The organism is Microbacterium sp. SLBN-146, assembly GCF_006715145.1.
GTDB lineage: Bacteria > Actinomycetota > Actinomycetes > Actinomycetales > Microbacteriaceae > Microbacterium.
Genome location: NZ_VFMR01000001.1, coordinates 243,626 through 263,662 on the forward strand (window position 1 = coordinate 243,626; position 20,037 = coordinate 263,662).

A 20,037-nucleotide genomic window follows, 5' to 3' on the forward strand; every position below is an offset into this window, starting at 1 on the left:
GACCGTTCCCTGAGATGGCACGCGTTACGGTGCCGTCATTCGTACCGAGGCACGGCTGACGGCGCGCAATGCGCACACCCGCTCTATGATACGCGGGAATCCGGAGGGCGGCAAACGGCGGCCACCCTCCACCCCCTCGTCACTCCGCGACGACCGGGAGCTGCACCGTGATGTACCGCCCGTTCTCGACGAAGAGGCCGCGCCCCGCAGGGAATTCATGGCGCTGCACCTTGGGGAAGGCGAGCTTGAACAGCGATTCGCCGTCGTAGCTCTCCGGGCGGAGCGCGATGCCGTGGCGGCCCGCCTTGAGTTCGCCGATGAGACCGTACCCGCCCGAGAGCTGCGAGACGTCTCCATCGGCGATGAGGAGGTGATCGCTGCGGTTGATCGCTTGGAACAGCTCCTTGAGCGGCCGTTCGGCGTCGGTGTCGCCGAACTCGGTGACGTTCTCGACGACGATCGCGATACGGGTCGTGAGGGTCTCGTCGGCGACGATGTCCTTCAGCTCCTTCGCGAGCGCACGCGTGTCCTCGATACCCGTGACGGCCCGACGCCACGGACGGAACTCCCGCAGCGCCGCGCGCCTCCCCCCGATGTGGAAGAGCTCCACCGTGGGATCGAACCGCTCGAGCGCCGTGACGAGTCCGCGCACCGCCGTCGTCTTGCCGCTCTGCGGCGGTCCCGCCACGACGAAGGTCCCGATGGGCTCGAAGCCCGTGGGACCGAGGGTGTCGTCGCCGACGCCGAGCACGGGGAGGTCGTTGACCCGATCGGGGAGCTCCGCCTGGGATAGCTCCGTGGGGAGCGAGCCGATGTTCTTCGCCTCGACCGCACCCGCGGCCCTCAGATCGGCGGCGAACGCCTCCGCGGCAGCGTTCTGCTCGGCGACGTTGGTCGTCCCGCCGATGACGGCGACCTGCGTCTCGAGGCCGTCGACGATCGCGCGACCGGGAGCACTCCGCTCGTTGAGCACGTCCTTCGCGACGCCGAGGATCGAGTACGCCCCTTCGTCGGACATCCGCAGCACGATGCGCTTCGTGACGTTGGCGCTCACCGCGGTCGGAACGGCGCCGTAGCGATCGGCGGTCGCCACGACGTGCACACCGAGGGGCCGGCCCTCGCCGAGGATCCGCATGAAGATGGCGTAGTACGCCGCGCGCGCCGACGTCGTCTCCCAGTCCTGCTTGAAGACGCCGAAGCCGTCCAGCAGCAGCAGGATGCGCGGCTCGGACACATCGCCCGTGATCTGCCGGTACTCCGTGATGGACGCCGCGTTGACATCGGAGTAGCGCTTCGCACGGTCGTCCAGGATGCCGCGGAGGGTCCGCAGCAGTCGCTGGACGCGCTCCACGTCGTCGCCCGACACGATCGAGCCGACGTGCGGCATCGTCTCGAGGGAGCGCAGCGCACCCGTGCCGAAGTCGATGCCGTAGACGGCCGCGCGCCCGAGGTCGGGCCGCGCTCCCGCGGCGATCCCGATCGTGCGCAGCGCCGCGCTCTTGCCCGCACCGCTCGTGCCGTAGACGAGCATGTGTCCGTCGGTGTCGGGGAGGAAGGAGACGGCATCCTGCAGCTGCCGCTGAGGGATGTCGGCGAGTCCGATCGGAATGCGCGTGTCGCCGCCGTCGAGCGGCAGCGCGCGCAGATCGATCGTCGCGGCGAGGTCGTCGAGCCACGGGCGCCGGGGGGCGGGGATGCCGGCTTCGTCAGCGCCGCGTACGAGGTTGGCGACGAGCCGCTTCTGGTCGTTCGGGCCGAGGTCCTCATCGTGCGTGTCGGAGTCCGATTCGGTTTCGGACTCCCACAGCGCGACCGAGCCGAAGCGGAGCTCGGCGACGCGCACCTGCGCGCGGTCGGGGTCGTCGGTCGTCCACCCGCCCGCGTAGCCGGACTGGAAGGGGACGAGGCGGCCGGGTCCCGTCTTGGCGATCCCGCGACCGGGGATCGAGGGGTCGAACGTCGAGGCGACGACATCGCCGACGACATCGTTGGAGTCCGCGGCATCCGCCATCCGCAGAGCGACGCGAAGGTTCGTGTTGGCGCGCAGATTGTCCTTGATGACGCCCGCGGGACGCTGCGTCGCCATGATGAGGTGGATGCCGAGTGAGCGCCCGCGCTGCGCGATGTCCACGACGCCGTCGACGAACTCGGGAACTTCCGTCGCGAGGGCGGCGAACTCGTCGATCACGAGGACGAGGGCGGGCGGCGTCTCGGGATCCTGCCGCTTCTCGAGTTCGAGGAGGTCCTTGGCCTTCTTGCGGTTGAACAGGTGCTCGCGGTGATGGAGCTCCGCCCGCAGGCTCGTGAGCGCACGGCGCACGAGGTGCGGACTGAGGTCGGTCACGAGTCCGACGCAGTGCGGCAGCTCGACGCAGTCGGCGAACGCGGATCCTCCCTTGTAGTCGACGAAGAGGAACGTGACCCGATCGGGGCTGTACTCGGCCGCCATTCCGAGCACCCACGCCTGCAGGAACTCCGACTTGCCCGATCCCGTCGTACCGCCGACGAGCGCGTGCGGACCCTGCGTCCGCAGGTCGAGCGACATCGCGTCGGGGCTCCCCTGACCGATGTAGGCCTTGAGCGTCCCGGCGCGCTTGAGGCGCGGCCGGGGCCCCCGGGTGCGGTCGATGATCGAGTTGTTCTGCCGCCACCGCTCGACGACCGCCTGCGGCTCGGCCGCGAGGTCGGGCCCGATGAGCCGCAGGAGCGAGACGCTCGCCGGGAGGTCGGAGGAGTCCGCCGCGACCGAGCTCGAGTCGACGACGGGCGCGAGGCGTTTGGCGAAGATCTCGGCGTACTCGCGGGAGACGCCCTCGATCTCGACGTCGACGGCGCGGTCGCCCGCGCGGACCCACCCGACGTGGGCTTTGTCGAGACCGTCCGTGACGTCGATGAAGGTGCGGCACGCGGCGGGAAGCGACTCGACGGTCGGCGCGACGAAGATCGTGTAGACGCCGGCATCCGGTCCGCGCTCGATGACCTGGGTCAGCCGGGGTCTGTCGACGGGCGCGTCGTGGGTCACGAAGAGCACGAGGGACACATCGCCGACGGTCGAGTCGGCGCCGCCGGCCTGCTCGCCGACGAACTTTCCGAGTGTCATCGAGGCGTCCTTCGCCGAGAGCGGCCCTCTCCGCGTCGCGGAACCCGACAGTCGCTCGAGGATCGTCTCCTCGAGCCCGTTGAGGAGTGCCGTCCCCGCCGACTGGCTGTCGGCGAGCGCCATCTCGGCGAACGGCGATCGCGGACTCGTCGTGTGCGGCAGCCACTTCATCCACTCCATGTCGGCCGTGAACGAGGGGTCGACGATGGCCGCCGTCACGACCTCGTTGGGCGCATGCAGTCCGAACAGCTGCACGCCGAGGCCGCGGACGACGTCGGCTGCGCGGTCGAGGGGGCCGGCGATCCCGATGGCTCCGGCCGAGGGGAGCAGTTCGATGACGGGAACGTCCTCGATCTGGGCGTAGCGCTGGCGCACGACCTCCACCTGCTGCGAGTACTGCGCGATGCCGCGCTGGTCGTTCGCCTCTGCGACGGTGTTGCGGCTCGCGCCCGTGCCGACGCCGAGCCGCAGGCCGAGGAAGTTCCAGTGCTCGGGGCGTCGCGTCCACAGGAGCGGCCCGAGCGTCAGGGCGTTCTCGTACACGGTCGCCGTCGCGGGAGCCTCGGCGCGCCGGCGTTCGCGCTCGACGAGCTCTTCATCGGCGAGCGTGTCGTCGAGCTGCTCGAGCTGCGTCTCGAACGTCTCGATCTCGAGCTTGAGCTTCTTGCCCTGCTGCGTGCGCTGACCCACGAAGTTGCCGAGCATCATGAGGGGGGCCATCGCGACGATGAGGAGCGAGGTCGCGCGCCCCGTCAGCGCGAACATCCCGAAGCCGAGCAGGACGGGCGCCATGATCATGGGCCACGGGAAGATCCGCGGGTCTGCTTCGTTCGGGATGATCGGATGCCGGAACTCGCGTCCTGCGTAGCGGTCCTCGACGCGCGGCGAGCGGTTGAACATGAGCGCGCCGCCGCGCTCGAGGACACGGGAATCGTCCGTCGTGACGCGAGGCGCGAGCGAGAACGCGACATCGGTCGCGCCGATCGTGATGCGCTGCCCGGGGATGACGCGGACGCGCTGCACGAGGCCGCCGTCGACGATGAGACCGTTCGCCGAGTTCAAGTCGACGAGCTCGATCCCCTGGTCGACGTCGACGCGGGCATGGCGCTTCGAGACGAGCGGGTCGTCGAGGAGGACGTGGGACGGCCCGACGCGTCCGATGACGGTGCTCCCCGCCGCGAGCGGCACCGTCTTGCCGGCATCCGGTCCGCTCAGGATGTGCATGAGCGCCGCTGTCGCCGCGCCGTCGCCCGCGGCGGCGACTGCCGGCACGATGGACGCGTCGAACCCCGACCCGATCGCGGCGTCGCCGATCGGCATCGCAGGATCGAGATGCACCGGCTGACCCGCGGGGGACGCCACGAGGAGCGTCGGGACGTCGCTCGCGTTGACGCCGCCGTCGGCGATGAGGGCGTCGCCCTGAGACAGCGCGCGCGCGACGTCCTGCACGGTGGCCGTCGCGTCGGCCGTCACGAGTACGTCGACGGACGAGCCGACTCCTCGCCGCAGACCCAGTTTGAGCTTCACGAATCAGCACCTCTCGCCACGAGCTCGAACGATCGACCGCCCACGTGCGCGGTCCATCCGAGCGGAATCCTTGTGCGCTCCCCCACGGGAACCTCTGTCATCTCGCCGCCGGGACCGCGCAGCTGCGTCCCGTTGCGCGACCCTCTGTCCGTGAGCCAGACGCCGTCGGCATCCTGACCGAACGCCGCGTGCGTCTTCGACATGAGCCGCTCGGGGTCGTCGAGACGCACGAGGGCGTCGACGGCCTCCCCGTCGGCGGGTGCCGGGTCGCGCCCGATGAGGGCGACGGCGGGCACGCGCACGATCGATCCATCGTCGAACCGGACCATCGCCTGCGACCGGCGGCGGGGCGCCGCATCGGGCGTTGCGGCGTTGGGCGAGAGGGCGGGCTGCGCTGCAACGACGGGCTGAGCTGCAACGACGGGCTGCGCTCCAACGACGGGCTGCGCCGGGACCACGTCCGGCTGAGCGGTCGCGGACGGCGCGGCGACCGGGTCGGCGGCGGCGGCCGGCGCGATGGCCACGGTCGGCACGGGATTCGCCGGAGGCGGGACGGATGCCGCGGAGCGAGGGAACCCGGCATCCGTCTCCGCGACGCCCGCGATGACGGGAACGTCCGCGATGACCGGCGCCTCGCTCGACTCCGCGTGCCACTGCGCACCCGTGCTTCCAGGCCCGACGACGCCCGCCCGGGAGCGCGCACCGGGAATGCGCAGCGCCAGCTCGGGGTCGGCACCCGTCGCCATCGAGGGGAGCTCCTCGACGTCGTCGGGGCGGCCTCGCAGCGCTCGACGGGCGTGACGCATCGCCTTCGCGTCGAACGGGTCGATGCCCGCACGGCAGTCGACCAGCCAGCAGCGACCGACGCGGTCCAGGATGCTCCGACCACGCTGCTGCGGATCCCACAGCCCCGAGGCGAACAGGAACGCCGGTCCCGCGACGGGCACGATGCCGCTGACACCGAGCACGAGGGCGCGGAGGACGACGCGCCAGAAGCCGGGACGCCCGTAGTCGGCGACCGAGACCGAACGCAGGCGCAGGGCCGCCTTCCCCGTCGTGACACCTCGACGCCCGTGGAGCAGGAGCTGAACGAGTCCGAAGAGGAGCGCTGCCGCGATCCCGACGATGAGCAGGACGATACTCAGGACGCCGTCCGCTCCCCCCAGGAGCATGAACCCAGCGATGGCAGCCGGTGACGCGAGCGCCAGCCAGATCGCCACGTCGATCGCGAACGCGAGGGAGCGGTAGCCCGGGCCCGCCGCGACGAGGCCGAGCTGCGCAGCGAACTCGGGGGTCGTCTCATCGGGACCGTCACCGGAGAGCGGAGGAGTGGGCTGAGTCATGGTCATCCTTGTGTCGCGCGCCGCGCTAGCGGCACGGTCGCAGCGTGCACGACGACCTCCACATTCTCACGTGACGGCATCGTCACGTGACGGCGCGCTCGCCCGATCGCGACCTGACCGTCAGGCCCAGGTCAGCGTGACGAGCACGAGGAGGACCACCACGAGGACGACCAGAACGACCGCGCCCACGGCGATCGCGACACGGATGCGGCGCCACCGACGCCCCGACCGGCGCGCGCGGCTGACCTCGCGCGTGCCGCGATTCTGGAGCGAGGACGGAGATGACGGCCGCTCGTGGGCCACCGACGGCGGGACAGCGCGTGGGCGGTAGACGGGCGGTGGCGAATCCTCGACCCTCGCGGCGGAAGCCGGAGCGGATTCACCCGTCGAGGATGGCGGTGACGTCACCGACAGGGGGGTGCTTCCCGTCTGCGGCGGAGACGCCGCGCGGCGCCGCGACTCCCTGCGGGCGACGACGGTCGAGCCGTCGTCGGGATCGTGGGCCGGAGAACCCCCGACGGCGCGCCGGCGCACGTGCGTTCGGTCGTCGGGCTCGTCCGCTGACCCACCAGACCGCCGGGACGGCGCCGTCTTCTCGTCGTCGGGGTCGTCGATCACTCGGTGCTCCGGACGAGCCGGATCTCGGCATCGCCCAGCAGGAACCGATCGCCCGCTTCGATCGCGACACCCGGCGTCGCCTCGACCTCCGTACCGAGCAGCGTCGCGAAGACGACGCCGTTGGTGGAGTTCAGATCGGTGACGAACCACTTCTCGTCACGCAGCTCGAGCCGTGCGTGGGTCTTCGACACGGTGCCGTCATCGATCGAGATGAGCTGCGCGCCCGGGTGCGCGGGATCGGCCGTCGGGCGCCGCCCCAGCAGGACGACTTCGGCGCCGATCGCGACGGGTCCGCCCGCGGGGGGAACAAGCGACCAGTCGGTGCGGCGCCGCCGCGCGATGATGGTCTCCTCGATCACGTCGTCGGGGATCTGCGGTCGACGGTTCTGCGCCGACACCGAGGACAGCGCGGAGCGGGGTGACCCGGCATCCGGCGCGCCCGCGATCGCCGACACGGGCCCCGAGGTCTCCGCGAACGAATCAGACTCGGAAGACCGGGACGGCGCCCAGGGTTCCGCCGCGGCGGACCGCGGCTCCGACAGCGGGACTCGCGTGACCGGGGGTAGGAAGAGCGGATCGGCGGACGGCACAGCCGCGAGCGGTGCCGGGGCACCCGTGACGGCGCCCGTCACCTCACCGGTGTCCTCGACGACGTGGAGCGTCGGGTCGTAGGCGCCGCGACGGCGAGCGGGGCCCGCGGCATCCGCATCGTCGTCGACCGCGGCTTCCTCGCTCTGCGCGGGGGCCGCCCAGCCTCCCGCCGGGGGCGGCACGGGCGATCCGGAGCGCACCGCGCGCGGGGGCACGGGGCCCGAGAAGGACTCGGCGGAGGGTGCGGTCGGCGCGAACGGGGTCGGGCGTCCGGGGGCAGGGGCGGGCGGGGCGACGGCCTCGGACGACGTCGAGAAGACGGGATCGGGCGCGCTCACGTGCGTCGAGCGCGCGTGGAAAGGGAGCTCGCCGATCGGTGTGACGGGATCGGGACGCAGGACCGGCTCGGGCGTCGCGGTGGCGGGCTCGGCGGACTCGGCGGACTCTTGCGAGACCGGCTCGACAGGAGGAGCGGTGTCGCCGATTCTGCGCGGACCCGCTTCCTCCTCCTCGCCCACCCAGCGCGACGAGCCGAATCCGAGGACCGACGCCCACACGGGGAAGAGGAGTGCCGCGAGCACCGTCATACCCGGGCCCACCTGGAAATCCCGACCGATGCGATGGCACGCCACGATCTGCACGATCCATACCGCGATGGCACCGAGACCGGGTATAAGAAGCAGCAGGAGCAGCCAGGGCGACTGACCTCCGAGGCGGAAGAGCACGACGGAGTTGAGGATCGGAACCCATGCCTGCCATCCCGCCTCGCCCGACTTGCGGAACACTGCGGCGAGGGCCAGCGCGGTCCAGACGTAGACCGCGGCGAACACGAGGAACGTGACCACGCCGGCCGTGGCGGCGGTGGTGGTGTCTGCGAAGACGTTCATGTCGTCGGGCGCGCGGGCTGGAGGCCCCGGCGCCGCCCCCTCTCGGAGAAGAGCGTGCGGGTGCCCGATGCGGGCGCCAGCGGGCGGATGATCGATCTCAACGATACGGCTGCCCGCAGTCGTCGCCAGGCGGTGTCGTTTCGAAGTATTGCATGTCGTCCGGCCTCGACCAGCGTCCAGTAGGCGGCGGCGTCGTCGGGTCCCACGTCGCCGGAGTCGGCCGCGAACACCGCGCGGTCGGCGATGAGCGCCAACTCCTCGGCGGAACCGGCCTGGAGGGCACGGGCGAACTCGGTGCGCGTCGCAGCCGCCGGAATGTCGCGTCGCGCGTCGATCGCGGCATCCACGTACTCGTCCCACCCGCCCGCGATGCGGTCCGCCGGCGTTCCGACCTCGCGCCGGGACCGGCGGCGGACGGACTTGAGCACGACGATCGCGATGAAGGGACCCACAACCAGCAGGAGCACGAGAAGCACGATCGCCGATACGCGCAGGGCGGGCCACAGCCACGACAGATCCGTCGCCGCCTGCTCGTCGTCGGCGTCGCGGACGAGGGCATCCTGCTGGACGGGTTCGGGCGGAACGATCTCATCGACGACGTCCGGCCGCACTTCGGTGACGACCTCCGGGTCGCGCTGCTGCGTGACCTCGAGGCTCGGCGATTGGGCGTACTGGGGGGTCACATCGACCGGTGTCCATTCGCCGCTCGCCGAACGCACCTCGGTCCACGCCGACAGATCCTGCGCGCGGCAGAGTCCGTCGGCGCACACGGCGACGGACGGATCGTCGGAGGCGAGCCGCGCGCCCACCACGACACGGGAAGGGAAGCCCAGCTCCTGTGCGATGAGGGCGACCGCCACGGCGAACTGCTCGTCGTCACCGACCGCCGCGACGTAGTTGCCCGAACTGTCGGCGCGCGGGTCGTTCTCACGCTCGAGCAACCTCGAGAAGAGCGCGTCCATGCGGGCGAGGGAGTGTCCCGAGACGCTCGGCTGGAACTCGTAGTCGGAGAGCTCCTGCGTCCACGCGGGATCCTCCTCGGCATCCGTGCGGAGACCGTGGCTGAGGTAGCCGCGATCGCGGAGGAGCGTCACGAGTCCCGCGAGCGCGGCACCGTCCGTGCCCTCGGCGTGCTCGGCGACCCAGCGCTCGACGCTCTCCGGAACGACGACGCCTTCGACCGCCCCGGGAGCCTCGAGCGACTCCAGCGGCGATGTCTCCGGCTCCGCGCCCACGAGGCGGATCGAGTCACCCGGTGCAAGACCATTGGCCGCGAGCCCGGCCGCCGCGTCGACGCTGTAGTAGAACCCGTCGGCGAGGACCGCTGCTCTGTCGCCGCGGAACTCGGCGCTCGCGAGCCGACCCGCCGTCGGCATCCACAGCTCCGGCCATTCCCCCATCTGCAGTTCGAGTTCGTAGGGCGTGCCCGACCCTGCATCGAGGGCCGACGGCACGCGTACGAATCGGTCTTCCGCCGCATCGACACGGAAGACCGATCCGTCGTAGTCGGAGAGGGTCGCGATCCTCACCCGCTCGGGGGAGGCATCGCCGGCGGTGTAGGAGAAGAGGACGCGATCGATGGCCTCGTCGGCGAAGAACGATCGGTACTGAGCCAGCGGGCTCAACTCGCGCGACAGCTCGAGATCGGGTCCCGCGGCGCTGCGCAGGACGTCGCGATCCGCCCCCCGCGCCGCGAACGGGACGATGGCGACCGCGGCGATGACGGCGAGCGCCAGCATCCCCACGCCCAGTCCCGCTCGCCTGCGGTCGGCGGGTGTCGCGCGCCGTGAGACGCGCACGCCGCTCGAGACGGCCGCGCGCTTGAGGGCGTGCATCCGCTCGTCGTAGGCGCGCCACGAGAGCCACAGCAGGCATGTGATCATGCTCGCGACGCCGAGCGCCGTCTCGACGGGCGCGTGGACCTCGAGAGGACCGATCGCGAGCGGCGCGCTGACCTCGGACCGGCCGAAGAACAGTCCGAACGAGAGCATCGCGAGGGCGACGGGGAGCGCGAGGTACGCGCGTCGCCCGTCGAGCCACGACAGCAGGAGCACGGCGCACGTGCCGGCGAGGAAGATGACGAGGGCGGGAACGAGGAGGTTCCGGTACGAGCCGACGGGCAGATCGACCGTGAGGAGGTCCTTCCACGCGACCGCGATACCCGCCGTCAGCTCGCCGAGGCCCGTCGCCCAGGCGGCGGGCGAGCCCGCGCGTGACGGAACCGCGAGCGGAATGCCGACGAGGAGGAACGTGCCGAGCACGACGCACGCGACGAGCCACCCGCTCCACCGTCGCACGCGCGCGGCCGCCGAGATGCCCGCGGCCAGGAAGGAGGCGACGACCACGAGGAAGACGAACGACGACGACCGGTAGATCGGCCAGGCCGCGACAGCCGACGTCACGACGATCGCAACGGCGAAGAGCGAGCCGGCGACGATGCTCGGCTGCCATCGGAAGCGCGACGGCGCGGCATCCGCTCGCCTCGTCCCGCGGATCACGTCGACGCTCCCCGCAGCAACAGTCCCGAGAGGTCGTCGATCGTCCCCACCGTCATGACGGTCAGGGCCGAGAGCGTCTGCACGCGCGGGTGGGCCCGCTCATCGCACACGACCGCGACGACGGCGGTGTCCGCCGCGAAGGCGAGCGAGGCCTGCTGCAGCGTCGAGAGCGACACGGTCGAGCCGACCACGACGAACGCGATCGACACGCGTTCGGTCGACTCCGAGGTCAGTCGGCAGACGTCGACGACGTTCATGGTGTTGTCGAACCGCTCGATGGTGCTGCACCCGTCGAGCAGGGTGCGCGGCGAGCCCGCCGGAAGATGCCGGATCGCGCGCATGCGGCTCTTCACGACGCGAGGGATCTCCGAGCCGGTGACGAGAGCGACATCACGGGCCTCGCGGACGGCACGCAGGCCGAGGGATGCCGCGCAGGAGACGGCGAGCTCGAACTCGTCGTCGTCGGCGAACTCGGGCCGCGCCACCCCGAGGACGATCGCCATGTGCGACCGGCGGGACTCCTCGTACTGCCGCACCATGAGGCGTCCGGTCTTGGCGGTCGACTTCCAGTGGATGTGACGCCGGGAATCGCCCGACACGTAGGGACGGATCGCGTGGAAGGACATGTCCGCGTCCACCGTCCGTCGCGTCGCGCTGCCCTCGAGGTCGCGGATGAGGCCCGAACTCGTCGTCGGGAGCGTCACGGTCCGCGGGTGGACGTACACCTCGTGCTCGTCGGCGAAGGCGTGCTCGCGCCGGAACAGGCCGACGGGGTCGCTCCGCACCGTCGTCGCGGGCCCGACGACGACGACTCCGCGCCGGAGGCCGGGAATCTCGAGCGGCTGCGAGACGGTGTGGCCCGGCCTCAAGAGCGGCACTCCGAACTCGACGAGTCCCGCGCCGACGGGGATGTCGATGCGACCCGGGAGGGCGAGGCGCGTCCCGTGGTTGCGGACGACGACTTCTCCCGCGATGTCGTCGCCCGACACGATGCGTTCGTGCTGGAGGACGAGACCGACGTCGTACGAGCGCGAGCCGAAGAGGAACGGGATGCTCGCAGCGAGGAGGACGAGGGATGCCGCGCCGGCGACCATCCATTCGACCCAGCCGAAGAGGATCCCGAAGCCCAGACCCGCCGTGGCACCCAGCACGACGAGGACGCCCGCGGGGCGGACGGTGCGTCGTGCCCACTGAAACGCCCGCGTCGACCATGTCGCAACGGCTCGCCACGCGCGCGTCAGGGCGACCGCCACGCCCACGAGGCGACGCGACGCGACCGAGGTCGACGTGACAGACGTCGCGTGCGTGCGGCCGTCCGTCCCCGACGATGTTGAGGTGCGCGTGAGGCGCGTGTCGGTGAGACTCATTCGTTCTCGCGCCTGGATGGGGGGACGACGTCGAGGAGCACCTGGCCGACGACCGCCTCTTGCGTCACACCGTCGAACTCGGCCTCCGGATGCAGGATCAGGCGGTGCGCGAGCACGGCGACCGCGAGCGCCTTGACGTCGTCTGGAGTCGCATACGTGCGCGACTGCGATGCGGCCCGCGTGCGGACCGAGCGCGTCAGCGCCAGCGCGCCGCGGATGCTGACGCCCAACCGCACTTCGTCGGCCGACCGCGTGGCATCCACGAGTCGGGCGATGTAGTCGAGCACGAGTGCGTCGACGTACACCTGGGCCGCGAGATCGGCCATCCCCACGAGCGCCTCGGGCGTGATGACGGGAGGGAGCTCCTCCGTCGGGACGGCCGCGCCGTCGAGGATCCGCACCGTGGCGGCGTGATCGGGGTAGCCGAGGGACGTCCGCATCATGAAGCGGTCGAGCTGCGCCTCGGGGAGACGGTACGTCCCCGCCTGCTCGATGGGGTTCTGGGTCGCGAGCACGAGGAAGGGAGCACCGACCGGCCGGGAGATGCCGTCGATCGTGACGCGCCCTTCCTCCATGACCTCGAGGAGCGCCGACTGGGTCTTGGGCGACGCGCGGTTGATCTCGTCCGCCAGCACGATGTTGGCGAAGACGGGACCCGCGTGGAACTCGAAGACACCCTGCTTCTGGTCGTAGACGCTGATCCCCGTGATGTCGCCGGGGAGGAGATCGGGAGTGAACTGGATGCGCGTGTTGGTCCCCCTGACGGACTGGGCCATCGCCCGCGCGAGCGATGTCTTGCCCGTCCCGGGGACGTCTTCCAGCAGCACGTGACCGTCGCTGAGCATCGCCGTCAGCACGAGCTCGACGGCGAGGCGCTTGCCCAGCACAGCCCGCTCGACGTTGTCGGCGAGCTGGGCGAACGTCTGAGCGAACCACGTCGCCTGATCGTGGGTGATGGTCATCGCGGCATCCTCGTTCGTTCGAAAGTCGTCAGGTCTGTCATCCGCCGGCCACCGGCGGGGGGATGTTGGGGTTGCACGTCGCCCCGAAGGTCGTCGACGCGGGCGCGAGACCCCACGGCTGCAGCCATTGGACCGATACCGCGATCCCCTCGACGTACACGGCGCCGACGGGGACAGTCCAGGTGTCGGGTTCGTGCGGCAACAGGGCACCGTTGACGTCGTAGTAGAGGAGTGCCTGCGGGCCGAAAGCGATGGTCGCGCCCGAGCCGTCGGGAGCGTTCGACGACGAGCCTCGCGGCACGAGCTGGCCGCCGCCGACGCACGACTCGACGCTCCAGCTCGCCTGCACTTGATACGGCGCGCTTCCGGCCCGTGGGCTGACGGGAGACCAGGGCGTCACCGTCTGCCAGATCTCGTGGACGTAGCGCGCGCGGATGAGCGGATCGGCACCGAAGACGCCTGATGGGAAGCCTTCGAACTGCACGCGATTGCGGTTGGGCGGCGTCTCGGGTGATTGCGGATCGGAACGGATGATCCACTGCGCACGTCCGTCGCCGATGTCCGGCGCGGAGTCGACGACGAATGTGTAGCCTCGCGGCGCGCGGCCCGCCTGCTGGGCCCGGACGCTCGCGGCCGTTTCGGTGCGCCCGAACGAGACGTCGCCGACGAACGACTCGACGCACAGGACGAACCGGTACTCCTCGCCGTCGCGGAGACCCGGGAAGGTCGCCGTCGCTCCGCCCGCCGACACGGTGCACCGCGCGCCGTCCGGAACGATCCCGTAGCGCAGCGAGGATCCGTCTCCACCAGATTGCGCCGTGGCCCGCGCCGACACCGTCGAGGTGCCGTCTCCTTGCGACGATGACTCCAGCACGAGCTGCGGAGACACGGGTGCCCCCACGCCGTTTCCCCGCCCGACGAGCGTCGTGCCCGTCGGAGTACCGCTGAGCCCCGGAGGAAGCTCGAATCTCGAGTAGGGCGTGACGCTGATGGGCGACGACGTGTTCGTCCCGACGCGATACATCGGCACTTCCAGGCGCGGTGTGCCGTTCACCGGGACGCGGACGACTTCGCCGGAGGGACTGGAGATCTCGACGCTCCCCGTCTCGGCGACATCGATGCCCTCGATCGTGAGTGCGACGACGCCGCCGTCGGGGGCCGCGGGAACGGGGCGCGCCGTGACCGACGTCGGTGCCGCGGGCGGATCGTAGGCCCACGCCGCCGTGCGGACGGCGCTCCGGGACGCACCGACGGCGTTGAGCGACGTCACCTCGTAGACGCGTCGCTCCCCGTTGGGCGCAGGGATGGGCGGGCAGGTGCCGTCGGCACTGCAGCGCGCGACCTCGGCGCCGTTCGTGCGCACGACGAAACCGCTGATCGCGGGATAGGCGAGCTGCGCCGATCCGGGGTCCACCCGCAGGGTCAAGGAGCCGTCCGCGTATCCCGTCTGCGCGACGGACGCCGGCGCCTGCGGATATCCCAGCAGATCGAGTGTCAAACGCCCCTCGCGCTCTCCGCCCGTACGGCGTGCTTGCGCGTCCTGGAGCGTGAAGCCCACCGTGCAGGTCGCGCCCGGAGCATCCGGCGCCCACGCTGCGGTCACCGAGCGCGACGACGACACCGTGAACGTCACTCCGACGCAGGCCCCGGCGTCGCGCACCCCGACGACCTGGAGAGGGGTCCGTGGCAGGGGGTTGATCTCGCCCGCGCCGCCGACGACGTCGATCGTGCACGACGCGCCGTTCGCCTGTGAGCATTGCTGAACCACGGCGCCACCCCGCGGAAGCGTCGAGGGGGCGGGACCAACCCGCAGGATGAGCCGCACGGGATCGACGGCGGCGTGGCTCGTGACCGACACGATGCCCGCTTCGTCGGTGCCCGTGACAGCGGCATCCGCTGCCGTGACCGTGACGATCGAGCCCCGGAGCGAGACGTCGAACGACGTGCCCGAGTAGTCGAGCGCGTAGACGAGGTTCTCCCAGTCATCGCGCAGCTGCCACGTCGTGAGGTCGCGCAGCTCGTACGTCGCCGTCTCACCGGGACTCACGGTCAGCGACGCGGCGCGCAGGATCGGCTGCGGGTCGCGCGCCGTCACCTGGATCGGAACGGACAAGAACGTCCAGTCGTCCTGACCCTGGATCCGCACCGGGACGCGGCACGCATCCGTCCACGGCGCACCCGCCCCGGCGTCGTAGCGGACCGTCGTCCCCGACTCGAGCGCGCACGTCGAGTCGGCGCGCGCACCGGATGCCGCGACCTGGTCGCCCACCTCGATGCTGCTGCCGCGGGGTCCGGCGACAAGACGCTGCATGTCGAACGTGATCGACTCGAGCTCGACGGCTTCGGGCGCGACGAAGGAGGAGCGCAGCGCGAGGGTCAGTTCGTCATCTCCCGGGACGCGCAGGAACGCATACGTCGTAACGTCACCGCCCGTCCCCTCGGCCGTCGCGGCGAACGGGATGATGCGCGTCCGCGCGGGGAGCGAGCCGCTCAGCTCCCATCCGTCGACGTCGATGCCGCGGGGATCGCCCCACAGTGACAGCTCGAGGTCGGCCGCGTCTCCGCCGGACCAGGCCACTTTGCCGGTGAGGACGTCGACGCCGGTGGGGAAGTCGTCGCGCGTCTCGGCAGTGAGGATCGTGTCGGATATGACCGGATAGTCGGGGACGCTCTCGCGGACGATCTTGACGACGATGAGACCTCGGCCCGTGTTGCCCGAGGAGGACTCGAGGTCGTACAAGAACGACATCGTTCCAGGGGAGGTGCCCGCTGCAATGACGACGGAGGCGTCGTCGAGCGCACGGATCTGACCCTCGAGCCTCGTGAACTCGGGACTCGCGGTCCCGTCCTCGAGGAACTCGGGGACGTCGGGGCGGACGTCGCCGAGAGTCAAGACGCCACCGACGGGGTCGACGTCGTTCGCGAGCGGGCTCACCCGGATCGTGTTGCCGACCCCCGCCTGCACCTGCACGTAGTCGGTGTAGGTGATGGGGCTCGGATTCGACTGGGCGTCGAGCACCCCGACCCGCACGGTCGCCTCACCCCTCTCGCCGAATTGGTCGATCACGCGATACGTGAACGAATGCTGCCCGCGATCTCCCGGGACGCTCGAGTAGACGATGGAGGCGCCGTCGGCGGACAGCGCCGCCGATCCCCGCTCGGGCTGCGTCACGATGCGGTCGAGCGTCACGACGTCGCCGTCCGGGTCCATCCCGAACGGATCGAACTCGATGACCGTCGATTGCCCGCTCAGGACGCGCCCCTCCAGGGTCTCGGGAAGCGGCGCACGATTGGCCTCGTCGGCGAGGACCTCCACGCGCACGGTCGCGACATCCACCAGTGCAGGGGCACCCGTGGAGTAGACGGCGTACTCGATGGCGTACTCCCCCGGCTCGTCGGGCGCCAGATAACGGAGGAGGTCTCCCGACGCGAAAGCGAGGGCGTCCGGCGTGTCGGCGACGACGCGGGACGGATCGAGTGTCGGTCTTCCCCCCGAGGGCGAGATGTCGTTCTCGAGGACCGGGATGTCGACCTGCGCGCCCGCGCGCACGACGACCGTGTCGTCGACCGCGATGGGTGCCAGCTCGAGAGCGGCGGGAAGGAGGTACACCGTCGCCTCGCCTTCGACGCTCGCGCCTTCGTCCTCGCTCCCGTCGCTCACCGTATAGCGGACGACGCCCAAGCGACCGGGCTCCCCCGTCGCCGTCGCACCGGAGACGCGGAGATGGTGCTGACCGACGGCGTCCACCGACAGTGACGCGCCCGCATCGGGAGTCGAGACGATGTCGCTCAGGAGGAGGACACGTCTCGTGGGGTTGGAGACCGCCGAGAAGACGTCGATCGTGGCATCCTGCTGGGGATGCACGAAGGCGACGACAGGAGCCGTCGCGAGCTGCGGGGGCGCATCCTCGGGGAGCACCGTGATCCGCGTCGTCCCGCTGGCGTCACTGAGGCCGTCGGTCACCGTGAAGTCCACGCGATAAGTACCGGGAGAGCGCGCACTGAAGTCGAACTCGGTCGTGCCCCCCACGACGGTCGCCGACGCCGGTGCGTCGTCGAGCACGCGAACCGACTCGAGCGAGATCGTCCCCGCAGTGCCCGTCACATGCGGAGCGACGTCGACCGTCGTTCCCGCGCCGATGCCATCGACGACGGCGAAGGACTGGACGGACATCGTCGGCTGCGCGGCGACACCGATCACGAGGCGCTCGGTCGTCGTCGCTCCGCGGGTGTCGGCGACCGTGACGGCGATCTCGACGCTCTCGTCCGTGCCCGAGCCGTCGTCGCTGTGCTGGAACACGACGTCGCCGGCCGGGGTCGCCGCCACCTTGCCGTTCCCCGAGGTGCGCACGGCCGACAGCAGGAGGATCGGGTCGCCCTCGGGGTCCACCCAGCCGGGAAGGACCGGCACCGTCACCGTGCCCCCGCGTGCAACCTCGGGCTCGGGCCACTCCAGGAGGCACCTCGGCACGGCGCACCACTGCGGCGCGGAGTTGTCGTTCGCACCAGCCACGGTCAGCGTCACGGTCGTGGGCGGCGATCGGAGGCCGCCTTCCGCCGTCCCGTCGGTTACTGCGTACGCGAGGGTCGCCGTCCCCTGCGCGGCCGGAGCGACGCGGACGGCGAGCCGCTGGCCGTCATCGGTGACGGTCACCGTTCCGAACGCCGGGTCGAGTCCCGTGACGGATGCCGCGTCGATGCTCAGGACGTCTTCGTTCGGGTCGTGGTCGTTCATGAGGACCGGCAGCGCCGCGAGACTTCCCGCTCGCACCCCGAAGGTGTCGGGCTCCGCGATGGGCGGCTTGGGGTCGACCAGGACGGGCAGTTGCTCGTCGCTCGGGATCGCCTCCGACTCGACGCGGTCATCGAGGGACCAGTCCTGACTCGAGGCGACGAGCTCGCCGTCGGGGATGGTCCACGCCCATCCCGAGCGCGTCTCGTTGAGGAGGATCGAGTCGCGCCCCTCGACGAAGGTGGGTCTGCGCTGGTCCCCCAGCTCCGCGTCGCCGTAGTCGAGGTCCTGCGTCGTGCCGCCCTCCCGCCACAGGATGCCGCCGCTGTCGCCGCTCCCGAGCCAGGCCCCGTACACGTCACCGTCGTGAACGACGGGTTTGGCGGGGACACCGGCGGGAAGCGATGTCGTGAAGTCGACCCCGAGCGGACTCCCGTCGCCGGGGATCCGGACGAGCGATCTCTCGTCGGCCGCGTACATCGCTTCGCCCTCCGCGTCGGGCTCGCCGACGACGAGGGCACCCGTGACATCGATGACGCCGGGGGAATCCTGTCCGCGCCGCCAGACCATCCCGTCGGCCGCGTCGACGACAGCCCAGTCGTCACCAGCCGCCGTGATCGCGGGATCCGTCAGATCGCCGACGGACAGTTCGTCACGCGCCACGACCGTCGACGACGCGATGTCCCACCGCATCACAGAGGCGTCCGAGCGCGAGTACGCGAAGAGGATGCCGCGATCGTCGACCGCGATCGCTTCGGCAGTGTACGACGGACCGTCCGTTCCTTCGGCGAACGGGTTGAGCGCGCCGGGGCTCTCATCGGAGAGCCGGCCGGCGAAGACGGTCCCCGCGTCGGTGAGGTACGCCACGAAGTCGCCCGCCGTCGCGACGACGACCGTGCCCGGCGGGGTCGACCGCGACGCGCTGAGCGCTTCGTCGTCGAGATCCACGGGCAGCGACTCATCGATGCGCGTCACTTTGCTGAGACTGTCGCTGAAGAGGTAGGTCGCGTCGGCGCTGTGGGCGATCCGATCGGGGTTGCTGATCGACCGCACGGTGTCGAGTTCACCGATCGCCGTGTTGACGCGCGCGTAGCGTCGCCCTTCGCTCGTCTGAAGCGCCCAGACGGATGCATCGACGGGCGGCGTTTCCTTGGCGTCGAGGCCTGGCCACACGATGCTCGCCGTCGTGACGAGGGTGACGGCGGCGGCCGCAGCGACCAGGCCGACGACCGTGCGCCGACGCATCAGAGCACCCCTGTCGCCACGAGGACCGAGACCACGGCTACCGCGGCGGCCACCATCGAACCCGTCACGATCGCGACGACCACGAGCGGCCGGGGACCACCGGCCGACGACGCGGAGATCGCGGTGTCCTCATCGCGGGCGAGGCCGGCGACCCCCGTCTGCGGCTTCGTCTTGCGGGTCGCGGCGTGCTCGACGCGCGAACGCGCGGGGCCGCGGAGGGTGTCGTCGGCGAAGTCTACGACCGCCGCGGGCGCCGCCCACTGCGTGTCGGGGAGTTCCACGGGTGTCGGCGATCCGCCGAGCTCTACCTGCACGCGCTGCAGCGCGAGGGCGAACTCGCCCGCCGACGCGAAGCGCTGCGCGGGATCGCGCGTCATCGCCCGCGCGAGGACGCGCTGGAGCGACGCAGGGACGTCGGAGCGCGGGATGTCCGTGTAGGTCGACCGTGCGATCCGTCGCCGCAACTGCTCCTTCGTGTTCTGCCCGCGCTCGCGGCGCTCGAACGGAGAGTGGCCCGCGAGGAGCGAGTACACGGTCGCCCCGAGGCTCCACACTTCGCTCGCGACGGTGCCGGCCGTGTGCTCGGCGACGACTTCGGGCGCACTCCACGGAATCGACATCGCGAGCATCTCGTCGGCGGTCTCGCGCGCGAGCGACGACGAGATGCCGAAGTCGGCGAGGACGGGTGCGCCGAAGGTCGTGATGAGGATGTTGCTCGGTTTGACGTCGCGGTGGAGCACTCCCGCGCGATGGGCCGACTCGAGGGCCCCCGCCATCCGGACTCCGATCGTCAAGACCTCGTCGACGGGGATGCGCTCGAGACGGTAGCGGCGGGCCAGCGAACCCGGGCAGTTCTCCATCACGATGTACGGGCGCCCATCGGCGGAGATCCCGGCCTGATACACCGTCACGATCGCCGGATGCGCGGACAGTCGTGCGAGGACGTCGGCCTCGGCGTTGAACATGCGCCGCAGGTCGGCATCGCGCACGTCGCTCGGCAGCACCTTCACGGCGACGTCCCGCCGGGGCATGTCCTGCTCGTAGAGGAAGACATCGGCGAAACCGCCGGATCCGAGCGGCCGGATGTAGGCGAGCCCCGGCAGGATCGGCGGGGCGGAAGGCAGGCGTGTGGCCAACGGATCGCCTCCCCCAGAAATGTGACGCCGA

General features: G+C 71.0%; 9 protein-coding genes. All 9 read right to left on the bottom strand.

What is annotated here, in order from left to right; all coding sequences use genetic code 11:
- Window positions 1-139: 139 nt before the first annotated feature.
- The 9 genes from FBY39_RS00990 to FBY39_RS01030 all read right to left on the bottom strand — a co-directional run bounded on the left by FBY39_RS00990 (window position 140) and on the right by FBY39_RS01030 (window position 20,006).
- Entirely contained in the window at window positions 140-4,627 is a 4,488-nt protein-coding gene (locus FBY39_RS00990; RefSeq protein ID WP_141929817.1) for an FtsK/SpoIIIE domain-containing protein, read from the bottom strand.
- The gene (locus FBY39_RS00995; RefSeq protein WP_160132855.1) at window positions 4,624-5,970 is read right to left on the bottom strand and encodes an RDD family protein; all 1,347 of its coding nucleotides are present in this window, start codon (window positions 5,968-5,970) and stop codon (window positions 4,624-4,626) included. The genes FBY39_RS00990 and FBY39_RS00995 overlap by 4 nt, the downstream gene beginning before the upstream one ends.
- A gap of 120 nt (window positions 5,971-6,090) precedes the next feature.
- Window positions 6,091-6,588, bottom strand: coding sequence for a hypothetical protein (locus tag FBY39_RS01000; protein ID WP_141929819.1), 498 nt, complete (start codon window positions 6,586-6,588; stop codon window positions 6,091-6,093).
- On the bottom strand, window positions 6,585-8,066 hold the full coding sequence (locus tag FBY39_RS01005; RefSeq protein WP_141929820.1) for a DUF5684 domain-containing protein: 1,482 nt from the start codon (window positions 8,064-8,066) through the stop codon (window positions 6,585-6,587). The genes FBY39_RS01000 and FBY39_RS01005 overlap by 4 nt, the downstream gene beginning before the upstream one ends.
- Window positions 8,063-10,564: a transglutaminase domain-containing protein gene (locus FBY39_RS01010; protein WP_141929821.1), complete on the bottom strand. Its 2,502-nt coding sequence runs from the start codon at window positions 10,562-10,564 to the stop codon at window positions 8,063-8,065. Before FBY39_RS01010 ends, FBY39_RS01005 begins: the two co-directional genes overlap by 4 nt.
- Window positions 10,561-11,931: a DUF58 domain-containing protein gene (locus tag FBY39_RS01015; protein WP_141929822.1), complete on the bottom strand. Its 1,371-nt coding sequence runs from the start codon at window positions 11,929-11,931 to the stop codon at window positions 10,561-10,563. Before FBY39_RS01015 ends, FBY39_RS01010 begins: the two co-directional genes overlap by 4 nt.
- Window positions 11,928-12,893, bottom strand: a complete 966-nt coding sequence (locus FBY39_RS01020; RefSeq protein ID WP_141929823.1) for a MoxR family ATPase — start codon at window positions 12,891-12,893, stop codon at window positions 11,928-11,930. Before FBY39_RS01020 ends, FBY39_RS01015 begins: the two co-directional genes overlap by 4 nt.
- Before the next feature lie 37 nt (window positions 12,894-12,930).
- Window positions 12,931-18,870: an Ig-like domain-containing protein gene (locus tag FBY39_RS01025; RefSeq protein WP_141929824.1), complete on the bottom strand. Its 5,940-nt coding sequence runs from the start codon at window positions 18,868-18,870 to the stop codon at window positions 12,931-12,933.
- Window positions 18,870-20,006 carry a serine/threonine-protein kinase gene (locus tag FBY39_RS01030; protein ID WP_141929825.1) on the bottom strand — a complete coding sequence of 379 codons (1,137 nt, stop codon included), beginning with the start codon at window positions 20,004-20,006 and terminating at the stop codon, window positions 18,870-18,872. The genes FBY39_RS01025 and FBY39_RS01030 overlap by 1 nt, the downstream gene beginning before the upstream one ends.
- Window positions 20,007-20,037 lie beyond the last annotated feature (31 nt).